The sequence below is a fragment of the Herbaspirillum sp. genome, from assembly GCF_017744395.1.
Lineage (GTDB): Bacteria > Pseudomonadota > Gammaproteobacteria > Burkholderiales > Burkholderiaceae_D > Herbaspirillum.
On sequence record NZ_JAGIBI010000002.1, the window covers coordinates 205,442 to 217,111 of the forward strand.

An 11,670-nucleotide genomic window follows, 5' to 3' on the forward strand; every position below is an offset into this window, starting at 1 on the left:
CAACCCGGCCCGACAATGACAACATCAAGGAGACCTCAGTATGCCAACCCCGGCGCCCCATACCCGTGGTTCACGCGCAGGCGCTGTCCTGCGCGTGACCAGCGGCAATTTTCTCGAACAGTTCGATTTCTTCCTGTTCGGTTTCTATGCAACCCATATTTCCCGCGTCTTTTTTCCGGCCGGCAGCGAGTTCGCCTCGCTGATGCTGACCTTCGCCGTCTTCGGCGCAGGCTTTCTGATGCGCCCGCTGGGAGCGATCATCCTGGGCGCCTACATCGACGAAGTAGGGCGTCGCAAGGGACTCATCGTCACGCTCTCCATCATGGCCAGCGGCACCATCCTGATCGCCTGCGTGCCTGGTTACCAGACCATCGGCTTGCTGGCGCCGTTCCTGGTATTGGTCGGCAGGCTGCTGCAAGGATTTTCCGCGGGAGCGGAACTGGGAGGGGTATCGGTCTACCTGGCCGAGATGGCCACGCCGGGCCGCAAGGGCTTTTATACCGCCTGGCAGTCGGCCAGCCAGCAAATCGCGATTGTGGTCGCCGCCCTCATGGGCTACGGCCTGAACAGCTGGCTGAGCGCCGGCGAGATCGGGGCATGGGGATGGCGCATTCCGTTCTTCGCCGGTTGCATCATCGTCCCTTTCATCTTCCTGCTGCGCCGCTCGCTCCAGGAAACCGAAGCTTTCCAGGCGCGTACCCGCCGCCCCGCCGCGCGCGAGGTCTACCGGACCATGCTGGAACACTGGCGCAGCGTCATTGCCGGCATGCTGCTGGTGGCAATGACCACCACCACGTTTTATCTGATCACGATCTATACGCCGACCTTTGGCAAGTCCGTACTCAAGCTCTCGACACAAGCAAGCCTGGTGGTGACCTTGCTGGTGGGCCTGTCGAATTTCTTTTGGCTGCCGGTGGGCGGCCTGGTTTCCGACCGCATCGGCCGCCGTCCGGTGCTGCTGGCCATCACCTTCCTGGCCATTCTCACGTCCTATCCGGCGTTGTCCTGGCTGGCCGCATCGCCCAGCTTCGAACGCATGCTGCTGGTGTTGCTGTGGCTGTCTTTCTTCTTCGGCATGTACAACGGCGCCATGGTCGCGGCGCTGACCGAAATCATGCCGGAGAAAATACGCGTGGCGGGATTCTCGCTGGCCTTCAGTCTGGCCACGGCAGTATTCGGCGGCTTCACGCCGGCGATCTCGACCTACCTGATCGAGTTGACCGGCGATAAAGCCGCCCCGGGCTACTGGCTGACCTTTGCCGCCGTCTGCGGGCTCTTGTCGACGCTGGTTCTGTATCACGGCCGCGGCGCCTGGTCGGCTGCCGGGAAAGCTTCCGGGCCGATGCATTCTTCCCATTGAGTGAAGGCAACGACAGGCAGGGCCGCTTTCCGGCCCGGCCCGGACGGGTCAGGAATGTATCTTTTCGTGCCGCTCCAGCATCTGCACGAACTGCGCAATCCGCTTGGCGCGCGTTTCGGCCTTCTTGGCGGTTTGTATCCTGAACAGGATGGCGTAGCGGTTCCGGCTGTCTAGCGATCCGAAGAAATCCTTCGCTCGCGCATTGCCATCCAGCGCGGACTGGAAATCGGCTGGCACCGTTGCCGTGCTGGCCGAGTCATATGCTGCGTCCCAGCGTCCATCGGCCTTTGCGCGCTCAACTTCCTTGAGTCCGGCCGGTTGCATGCGTCCGGCCTTGATCAGGGCCAGCGCTTTTTCTTTATTGATCTTGGACCAAATGCTTTTGTCTGAGCGACGGGTGAATTTCTGCAGCCAGAATTGTTCGTCGTGGGCTTGCTTTTGTCCGTCTATCCAGCCGAAGCAAAGGGCAGTTTCAACGGCTTCGTCGTATGAGACTGACTGTGCATCGGCGCCTTTTTTTGCCAGTTTCAACCACACGCCAATAGATGTGTTGTGGTTTTCCATTAGCCAGGCAGTCCAGTCTTGTTGCTGCTTAAAGTGATGGGTGGGCAGCGCTGCCGGAGAACTGGTTTGGGATTTCATTCTCGATCCATCCTGGCGTAACTGGACGCTTAACTTGTTGTTCCCACATCGACCGGCTCGATCTCCTGAACCACGAACAACATCGACATGGCCGAAACCAGGATTCCCACGCCGGCCACAAGCAACGCCATCTGGAAACTCCCGGTGAATTTGTAGATGAACCCGGTAATCGTAGGCGCCATCACCCCAGCGATCGAACTGACTGTATTGACGGCGCTGGCGACCGTGCCTCCCATGCCCTTGGGCGACACTTCAGTCAAAATTGTCCACATGATTCCTGCCGAAGCGGACTCGCCGGCGATATTGATCGTCAGCAGAATGACGGCGATCAGCGGATCGTCCACGAAACCAACGGCGATGACCGAAGCCGCGACCGCTTGCGACCCAACCAGCGCATATTTTCGTGCCTTGGTCACGCTGACGCCTTTCTTGATCAGCCAGTCGGAGAAATGCCCCATCGCCGGTTGGGCAACGAATCCGACAATCCACGGAATCGAGGCGTACAGGCCCATCTTTAGAATGGAAAATCCTCGCTCCATGACCAGATAGCTGGGCAACCAGCTGATGAAGACAACCCACAGGTAGTCGAGGAAGAATTTGGTCAGCATCAGGCCGAGGATGGTGCGGTTGCTCAGCAACTTCCGCCAGGGTATCGGCATGCTCCCCGGTTTTACGCCTTCTTTTCCGATGGCATCCTGCTTTGGCTCGCGGAAAAACAGATACCAGGCAAGGCACCACAGCAGGCTTCCGATACCGGTGACCAGAAAGGCCGTACGCCAGCTCCAATAGGTCATCAGGAATCCCATGAGCACCGGAACGGCAGCCATGCCGAGCTTGGTCCCTGACAGACACCAAGCGGTGGCGCGAGCCCGCTCCTCCGATGGGAAGTTTTCGTTGATGACTTTGGCGCTCAAGGGGTTGCCCGCCGTCTCTCCGGCGCCGACGCCGAGACGTACGGCGATCAGCCCATAGAATCCCTGGATCAGCCCGGTCGCGGCCGACGCCAGCGACCAGAATGCCGCCGCCCAACCCAGTGCCGTTTTCGCACCGTATTTGTCGGCCAGTCGGCCGACCGGAACCATGCACAGGATATAGCTGCAATAGAAGGCGGACAGGGCAATTCCCATCACCCCGGGATCCATATTGAGGTCTTTGAGCATTTGCGGGGCTGCCACACCCAGCGCGCCCCGGTCGATGGCGTTGATGAACATGCCGAAGGCGAGCAGCGCCACCAGCGTGATTTTATTTGTTTTCATGGGTGTCTCCTCGAGTGGCCCATGTTTCAAGGCCTGTTGTTCTCTTGGTCTTCGGCGATCGCTACAGCGCGATGCCTGTTGAGCTGTCCTGGCGCGCTGACTGCACTGGCTAATCCTTCCAGTACAGTTGCTGCGGGTTGTCCACCAGAATGCGATGGCGCACGCTTTGCTGCGGCGCCCAGCGCGTGAGCCGGTCCAGCATGGCCGCATCGTCCGGCTTGGGATCGCTGATGACCAATGTATGTGGCCAGTCGCTACCCCACAACACACGTTCCGGCGCAGCATTGATCAACGCGACAGCGACCGCATCAAGATCCGCGTAGCTCTGCGGACCAACGCGCGAGGTGATATACGGCGCCGACAACTTCACGTAAGTCTTGCCGTTGGCCAGCAGACGAAGCAGGGTCGCCATCGTCGGATGAGCCACGCCTTCCGGTTGTGGCACATAGCCGAAGTGATCGATCACCAATGTGCAAGGAAGCGCCTGGAAAGCTGCTTCCGCTGCCACCAGTGCTTCCCCTTCGACGGCAATGACCTGGATATGCCACCCGAGACGCTCGATTCGCCGTGCATACTCGATGAACCGATCCGGCGGCGTCGGTGCATCGCCGATCAGGTAGAGACGCACGCCACGCACGCCGTGACGATGCAGGCGATCGAGCTCGGCGTCGCTGACATCCAGCGGCACCGCCGCCACGCCACGCGCCTCCTCACCCAAGGCATCGAGGGCGTCGACCAGGCATCGGTTGTCGAAACCGTAGCTCTGCGGCGAGACGACCACCGAGCGGCTCAGACCAAGCCGCTGTTTGAGGCGGCGATAGTCATCCACCGTTCCCCAGATGGCGCTACGGCTGTTTGCCCGGGGAAAGCGCGGATCGAAGATATGGTGATGGCAGTCCACGGCGCCGGGCGGCACCGGATGGGCCGGCGCTTGGGTACCGCCCGAATGCACCACCTCCATCTCCATGCCCGGCACGATCCCCGGGGGATTGGTCGCTAACGATGTCACGATGCTTCTTTCAGCTTCGTGCCAGGACTGCTCGATTTCCGGCTAAGAAAGAACAGGATCGTGACGCTTGCCAACGACATCAGCACCATCGGCAACAATGCCATCGAGTAGCTTCCGGTAGCATCCTTCACCCATCCATATACGTTGACCATCAAGCCGCCGCCAATCAGGTTGGAGACCGCGTTGATCCCTGCAAGTCCGGCGGCCGCCGAGCCTGTTGCAAGCCAGCTGGTTGCCATTGCCCAGAATGGGCCCTTGAACGAGTACGCGCCAATGAGCACCATCGACAGGATGACGACAATCGGCGCCAACGAATGGAATGCTGATGCCAGGGCCATCCCGCCACCGATCATCAGCAAGGGAATCGCGGTATGCCAGCGACGCTCGCCCGTACGATCCGAGTGACGGCCCCACCAAACCATCAGGATGGAAGCCACAGCGTAGGGAATCGAGTTGACCAAGCCAGTCTGGATGACACTGAGACCGAAGGATTTGAGCAACTGCGGCTGCCACACATTCAATACGGTTCCGGCAGCCGATGCACACGAGCAAACCAAAGCCATTCCCCACACATGAGGCGTGCTGAACAATTTCCAGAGAGGCACATGTGCCTTCGCAGCACGAGAGGCAGCCTCTTTATCCATCGTGTTTGCCAGCCATTCGCGCTGTTCCGGGCTTAACCACGATGCCTGGCTTGGACGGTCAGTCAGGAATCGAAGGCAGATGATGCCAAGCAATACCGTCGGCAAACCTTCAATAATGAACAACCAGTGCCACCCTCTCATGCCACCGATGCCATCCATTTGAAGCAGCAACGCGGAAATCGGGGAGGCTATGAAACTAGCAGCCGGAATCGCGACCATGAAGAGCGCGACGATACGGGCACGATAGGCGGCTGGGAACCAATACGTCAGGTAAAGAACCACACCGGGGAAAAAGCCTGCCTCTGCAGCTCCCAGCAGGAAACGGACAACGTAAAGCGAATATGCGCCTTGTACAAACGCCGTGCTGGCGGAAATGAGGCCCCAGGTAATCATGATCCGGGCCAACCATTTCCTTGCGCCATAGCGCTGTAACGCGAGATTGCTGGGAACTTCGAAAATGAAGTAGGCAATAAAGAAGAGGCTACCCGCAAAACCGAACATCTTCGAAGACAGTCCGATGTCATGGTTCATTTGCAATGCGGCCATACCGATGTTGCCGCGGTCGATAAAGGCAAACAGGTAGCACAGCATCAGGAAAGGCATCAGGCGCCAGGTAATTTTCTTTATTGTTGCCTGTTCGAGCTGCTGCCCGCTATTCGTGATCGTCTCCATGAACTCTCTCTCCAGGAGACGGTCCCCGCCTTATTGTTGGCGGCTGACCGTCTTTATTATTGAATCAAGCAGCTGCTTCTTCTGCTTCAACAACCGCCAACAAATTGGCCGCAGCACCCGTGCCCATCGCGACGTAGGCATTATCGGAAACGCCACCCACGTGCGGGCTGAGAATCACGTTGCCGATGCTTTGCAGCGGGTGATTTTGAACCATCGGTTCTTGCTCGAAGCTGTCGAGGCCCGCACAGCGCAGCTTGCCGCTGGCCAATGCTTCCACCAGCGCTTTTTCGTCGATGAGGCCACCGCGTGCCGTATTGACGAGAATCGCACCATCCTTCATCTTGGCCAAGGACTGCGCATTGACCATATGCTTGTTCTCGGCCGTCAACGGGCAGTGCAGCGACAGAACATCCGAATCGGAAAAGATCTTATCCAGATCAACGAGTTCGACGCCGGCGATAGCTTCCTTGGCAAAGGGGTCGTGTGCAATGACGCGCATCCCCAGAGAGACCGCGGTCAATGCAACACGGCGGCCGATGGCGCCCAGACCGACCAGGCCGAGCGTACGGCCCTGAAGCTCAAGGCTCTTATGGGTCGACTTGTCCCAGTGTCCTTCGCGCATGCGCCCGTCCAGATGCACCACACCCTTGGCGCAGGCGAAGATGAGTGCCCAGGTATGCTCCGCCACCGCCGGTGCGTTCGCGCCGGTAGCGGCCTTCACTGCAATGCCGCGCTCTTGTGCGGCTTTGCTGTCGATCGTATCGATGCCGGTGCCGTGCTTCGAAATCACGCGCAACGCCTTGTTCGCATCCATGATACGGCCGGTGATAGCGCCGTAACGCACGATGATTCCCACCGGCTTATATTGCTCGGACAGCTTGACCAGGTCGTCTTCAGTCGGTTTGGCGCCGGCGAAGACCAGTTCGTAGTCACGCAGCATTTCGACTGCTTGCGGCGCCAGGTCAACACCAGTGACAACCACCACACCCTTTTTCTCGCGCGCACTCACAGCACTTCTCCTTCGCCCAGAACACCGGCCTTGCGCAGTGCGCCTTCCAGCCAGCTCGGACGCAGCGGACCACCGGTGCGGATTTCGGTCAGACGCTTGGTCTCGTCCTGGACTTTCTTTGCCGCGGCAGCCAGCAGTCCAGGCGCTTTCTCGCGCTCGACAACGACGACACCATCGGCATCGCCGACGATGAGGTCACCTGGCTGCACAGAGGTGCCGCCCACCGATACCGGCCAATTGACGCGGCCAGCGATATTCTTGGTCGGGCCATTCGGGTTGGCGCCAACTGCGTAGACGGGGAAGCCAATTTCGCGAATTGCCTCGGTATCGCGTACAGAACCGTAGATGATGATGCCAGCCAAACCGATGGCCTTGCATTGCGAGACCATGATTTCTCCCAAGAGCGCACAAGTCTCGTCGCCCTTGCCGTCGATCACCAGCACGTCGCCGGGCTTGGCGATGGCCATGGCGGCATGGATCATCAGGTTGTCGCCAGGACGGACTTCCACGGTCAGCGCCGGACCTGCTACCCGTGTATCGGGGGTCAAGGGGCTGATGCGGCTGCTGAGCGTGCCGCGACGGCCCGCGACGTCGGCCAGAATGGAAGCCGCGAATTCGGATGCCTTGGCAACGGTGGCCGGGTCGACGCGTTCGAACTCGCGAATCATGTCAGGTTTAGTGGTGCTCATGTTGGTCCTTTGTATGGAAAAAGATGGATGAGAAAGGTCTTCTTGTCGTGGCTCAAGCGGCGTGGGAGTACATCGGCAAACCAGCCACCGGTACCTCCGCGCGAAGAATGGAACCGGTCGCGGATTCCGTGATGAACAAGCTCTTGTTTTCCGGGCCGCCGAAGGCCAGGTTGGTAGTCGAGATACCCGCGTTGGAGCGGATACGCAGAAGCGGTTCTGCAAAACGCGACAAGCGCCAGATGGAGCCGAAGCCGGTATGTGCGATGTACAGGCAGCTCTCCGAGTCAAGCGCCAGGCCATCAGGGCCGGCCATGCCGCCGTGCAGATTGGCGAATACGCCGACTTTGCCGACGACTCCCTTGTTGTGGAGAGGAATGCGCCAGATCTGCTGCGCGCGCGTTACCGCCACGAGCAAATGGTTCAACGCCGGGTCATAGACGATACCGTTCGGGCTGGGAATGGTATTGATGAGGCAAGTGAGCTCCCCCGAGGGCGAGAGCCGGTAGACACGGCCGGTAGGATCTTGCAAGCCCGACTGCCCCTGGTCAGTGAAGTAGATCTCGCCTTCGGGGCCGAACACCAGATCGTTGACGCCCTTGAAGCCTTCGGACCCGACGGTCTCAAGAAGCGGGGTCACCACGCCGGTATCCGGATTGAGTTCGACCAGGCCGCGCCGATAATCGGTAATGACGATACGGCCGCTCTTGTCGATTTTCAGCCCGTTGGGCCATCCGTCGTATTCGGCAACGAGCTCCCACTCTCCGGCCATCGAGATGCGGAAAATGCGGCCATTCGGAATATCCGTCACATACAAGCGTCCTTGACGGTCGAAGGACGGCCCCTCGAGAAACGAATCAATCGGATTGCCCCCGCGATTGGCATCTGCCCAGGAGGTCCTGCGAAGCTTGCGGAAATGCTCCGGGAGTTTGGTAAAGACCGTCGTCTCAACGGTGGGGGGAGGCGCAAAGAAGCTCATGACCGAATTCCTTGAAAACGATTTATTTGCCGCGGGCAGGATTGCCGAACACCAGCGTAATCACCGCACCCAGCAGCAAGGCTGCGGAAACGAAGAGCAGCGGGTAGGTGAAGCCCTGCGTCTCTTGTTTGATGAAGCCAATCACCGAAGGGCCCACGAAGCCGCCGAGATTGCCGATCGACACGATCAGCGCCAGGCCGCCGGCCGCAGCGCGCCCCGTGAGGAATGCAGAAGGAATGGCCCAGAAGGTCGCTTGAAAGGAAAGAATCGAGGACACCGCGACGGTGATCGCAATCATCTTGAGCAGCGGGTCGTGCAGATAGGCGGACACGCTGAGCGACAGGGCAGCCGCCGCGATGGCGCCGGCGACGAAGAACAGGCGGTTCCCTCCACGGTCTGCGAGCTTTGCCCACACTGTCATGGCAATGGCGCCGACCACATACGGGAATGCGGCAACCAGACCGACTTGATGCGATGGCAGGCCAAATTCCTTGATGATCTGCGGCAACCACAGGCCAATGCTGAGCGATCCCAGAATGCCGCAGAAGTTGGCGCCTGCCAGGGCAAAGACGCGTGCGTTCTTGAAGGCATCGCGCAGTTTGTTTCCGTGACGGGCGGTCAGATCGCTTTGCTCGGTTTCGAGTCTGGACACAAGCCAGCCCTTCTCGCTCTTGCTCAACCAGCCGGCTTTCGACGGGCCGTCAGGCAAGATGAACCAGCACATCACGCCCAGCAAGACTGCCGGCAGGGCTTCCAGCAAGAGCAGCACTTGCCATCCCTTGAAACCCCACATCCCATGCAGCTCCATCAGGGCGCCCGAGATCGGCGAACCGATGATATTGGCGATAGGGATCCCGACCAGGAAATATGCCGTTGCCTTTCCGCGCCAAGCTCCCGGGAACCACTTTGTAAAATAAAGATAGATACCGGGAGTAAAGCCAGCCTCTGCCATACCCAGGAGGAAACGCGCCAAGGCGAAACTCTTCGGCCCCACGACGAAGGCCGTCGCCATGGAAATGAGACCCCAGGAAATCATGATTCTTGAAATCCACATCCGCGCGCCGAATTTGTGCAGCGCAAGATTGCTGGGTATTTCGAAGAAGAAGTAGCCGATGAAGAACAGCCCCGCACCAAGACCGAACTGCGCGGGCGTGAGGCCGAGGTCCTTGTTCATGGTCAAGGCAGCGAAGCCGACGTTGATACGGTCGAGGTAGCTGACGACGTAGCAGAGGAGGATGAACGGGATAAGGCGGCGCAGCACCTTTTTCATCGTCGCCTGTTCATCAACTAAGACGTCGCCTGTTTCCGAGGTATGACCTTGGATTTTAATTTCTTGTGTTTGGCTCATGATTTATTGCTCAGAAGTGATAGAGACGCGCCGGGTTATCGACCAACAGCGCTTTGAGCTTTTCTTCCGAGCCGGCCCAGCTGGCCATCATGTCCACCAGCGCGGCATCATCAGGCTTGTGTTTTTCGGTCGGATGAGGCCAGTCGCTCCCCCACAGAACCTGTGTGGGCGCCAGGTCGATGAGCTTTCTCGCCAATGGCGTCACGTCGCTGTAGCTTGGCCCGCCGACTTTGCTGACCAGGTAGGCTCCCGACAGCTTGATGTAAGCGCGCTTTGCCGCCAGCAGATCAGTGACGAATTTGAAAACCGGGTGCGACTCGCTGTTCTGGACAGGAATTTTTGCAAAGTGGTCAAACACGATGGGCACCGGCAGCTTGGTCAGCATGTCGCGGTTTGCGAGCAAGTCATCATTGGACATGTTCAGCTGGAGGTGCCAGCCAAGCGGCGCAATCCGGCGCGCCATCGGCTCGATCATTTCCGGCGTCATCACTGAAGTGATCGCCACGTTGAATCGCAGGCCTTTGATGCCGGCCCGATCCAGGCGAGCCAGCTCCTCGTCGGTCACCTCCTTGGCCACCACGCCCACACCACGCGCATCGGCGCCAAGTTGCGCCAGAGCATCGAGGGTGCAGCTGTTGTCCGTGCCATACGCAGAGGGCGTCACAACAACAGTGCGAGTCGTCCCGTTTCGCTTCTGGATTTGACGATACATCGCGACCGTAGCTGCAGCGTGAGCCAAGCGAGCGCCTGGCACTGCAGCAAATCGGTCGTCATAGATATGCATGTGGGAATCACAGGCATTGGACGGAAGGCTGCGGCTGGCACGCTCCCGCCCGCTCGAATGAGGAAAAGCCTCATCAGCAGCCATGGCCGTGGGCAAGTACCCGGCAGATGCCAGACCGGCCAGCATTGCGCCCGAATGAAGCAAGAAATCGCGTCGTGTCTGAATCGTTTTCAAAGTCACTGTCTCCGAATTTTTTCCGGGCAACTGATGCCGGGTTTCTTGATTTTTGGAGGAGTCTACGCGCTGACTTTTTTAATGTATATTTTCTTTTTGTTTCATAACCAATTACTTTTGGTAATCAATCATGGACTACAGAGACCTGAAATATTTCGAAGTGATTGCCGAGGAATGTCACATGGGCAGAGCGGCGGAGAGGCTCTACAAATCTCAGCCAGCGCTGACAAAATGCATTCACCGAATAGAGGAACAACTGGGAGCGCCTCTGTTTGCACGCGTAGGCAGAGGAATTCAACTGACCTCGGTTGGCCATGCCCTGCTGGTACGCGCACGAAAACTCGGGCAGATGATGGACGATACGACCAGGGAAATCAGTGACTATGCATCCGGCAAGGCCGGGAAAATCCGCCTGGGGTGCATACCGACGCTGGCCGAGCACATTCTTCCACCGGTTTGCGAAGACCTTCTCGCAGAGGCTGCCAACGTCACCATCGAATTGAAAGTCGCCATGAACGATGCCCTGCATGAGGGACTGCGCGCCGGCGAACTCGATATCGTGCTTGGTCCCTTGCTCAAGACTGAAGAGGACTTTGAAACGGAAGTCATCATTCAAGACCAGATGGTGGTGATGGCTCGCGCCAATCATCCGATCTTCAAGAAAAAGAAGTCGCTACGAACCTTGCTTGACTATCACTGGGTACTTCCGGCGGAATCGGTGTTGAGTCGCCAGTGGCTCAATAACGTGTTCGACAGGAACCACCTTCCCCGACCGACCGTTCAAATTGAACCGACCGTTCTCAACATGATTTTGCCGTTGATTGAACGCACCAATCTGTTGGGCTTTGCGTCCAGATTGAATTTCAAGTCAGGCCACAAGGGACTCAAGGAATTCGTTCTCAAGGAAACCACCATGCACCGGCCGATGGGCGTTACATATCGCCGTGGAATGTATCTTTCCCCTGCTACTCAGCGATTGATTGCGATTTTGAAACGGAAATATAAATCGTAGCGATAGCATCTATGTTGCTGGAAATCCTGTGCCGCCGATATGGACCTCTTGCTGCTATGATGCCGCTCCTCCAGGGAAGGCTCAACAAGCGTATC

The 11,670-nt window shown here is 58.5% G+C and carries 11 protein-coding genes; 2 read left to right on the plus strand and 9 right to left on the minus strand.

Translation table 11 applies throughout. From position 1 onward, the window contains the following. The first annotated feature begins 40 nt into the window (after positions 1-40). Complete coding sequence (locus J7548_RS06780) at positions 41-1,360, plus strand: MFS transporter (protein ID WP_290972147.1); 1,320 nt, start codon at positions 41-43, stop codon at positions 1,358-1,360. Positions 1,361-1,408: 48 nt separating this feature from the next. Here the strand turns inward: J7548_RS06780 and J7548_RS06785 are convergent, their stop codons facing one another. The 9 genes from J7548_RS06785 to J7548_RS06825 form a co-directional block, all read right to left on the minus strand. Continuing rightward, positions 1,409-2,002 (minus strand): YdeI/OmpD-associated family protein, encoded by a 594-nt coding sequence (locus J7548_RS06785; RefSeq protein WP_290972149.1) that lies wholly within the window; start codon positions 2,000-2,002, stop codon positions 1,409-1,411. Positions 2,003-2,031: 29 nt separating this feature from the next. Continuing rightward, positions 2,032-3,258, minus strand: a complete 1,227-nt coding sequence (locus J7548_RS06790; RefSeq protein WP_290972151.1) for an MFS transporter — start codon at positions 3,256-3,258, stop codon at positions 2,032-2,034. Between the two features lie 109 nt (positions 3,259-3,367). Next, positions 3,368-4,267 carry an amidohydrolase family protein gene (locus J7548_RS06795; protein WP_290972154.1) on the minus strand — a complete coding sequence of 300 codons (900 nt, stop codon included), beginning with the start codon at positions 4,265-4,267 and terminating at the stop codon, positions 3,368-3,370. Continuing rightward, positions 4,264-5,583, minus strand: coding sequence for an MFS transporter (locus tag J7548_RS06800; RefSeq protein WP_290972157.1), 1,320 nt, complete (start codon positions 5,581-5,583; stop codon positions 4,264-4,266). The genes J7548_RS06795 and J7548_RS06800 overlap by 4 nt, the downstream gene beginning before the upstream one ends. Positions 5,584-5,647: 64 nt before the next feature. Continuing rightward, positions 5,648-6,592, minus strand: coding sequence for a hydroxyacid dehydrogenase (locus tag J7548_RS06805; RefSeq protein WP_290972159.1), 945 nt, complete (start codon positions 6,590-6,592; stop codon positions 5,648-5,650). Further along, the gene (locus J7548_RS06810; RefSeq protein WP_290972162.1) at positions 6,589-7,281 is read right to left on the minus strand and encodes an RraA family protein; all 693 of its coding nucleotides are present in this window, start codon (positions 7,279-7,281) and stop codon (positions 6,589-6,591) included. Before J7548_RS06810 ends, J7548_RS06805 begins: the two co-directional genes overlap by 4 nt. Before the next feature lie 52 nt (positions 7,282-7,333). Next, positions 7,334-8,257 carry an SMP-30/gluconolactonase/LRE family protein gene (locus J7548_RS06815; RefSeq protein WP_290972165.1) on the minus strand — a complete coding sequence of 308 codons (924 nt, stop codon included), beginning with the start codon at positions 8,255-8,257 and terminating at the stop codon, positions 7,334-7,336. A 22-nt stretch (positions 8,258-8,279) separates the two neighbouring features. Next, on the minus strand, positions 8,280-9,605 hold the full coding sequence (locus tag J7548_RS06820) for an MFS transporter (RefSeq protein ID WP_290972168.1): 1,326 nt from the start codon (positions 9,603-9,605) through the stop codon (positions 8,280-8,282). 10 nt (positions 9,606-9,615) lie between these two features. Next, positions 9,616-10,563, minus strand: coding sequence for an amidohydrolase family protein (locus J7548_RS06825; protein WP_290972171.1), 948 nt, complete (start codon positions 10,561-10,563; stop codon positions 9,616-9,618). Between the two features lie 130 nt (positions 10,564-10,693). On the opposite strand from J7548_RS06825, the gene J7548_RS06830 reads away from it, so the two are divergent. Continuing rightward, positions 10,694-11,575 (plus strand): LysR substrate-binding domain-containing protein, encoded by an 882-nt coding sequence (locus J7548_RS06830; RefSeq protein ID WP_290972174.1) that lies wholly within the window; start codon positions 10,694-10,696, stop codon positions 11,573-11,575. Positions 11,576-11,670: the final 95 nt, after the last annotated feature.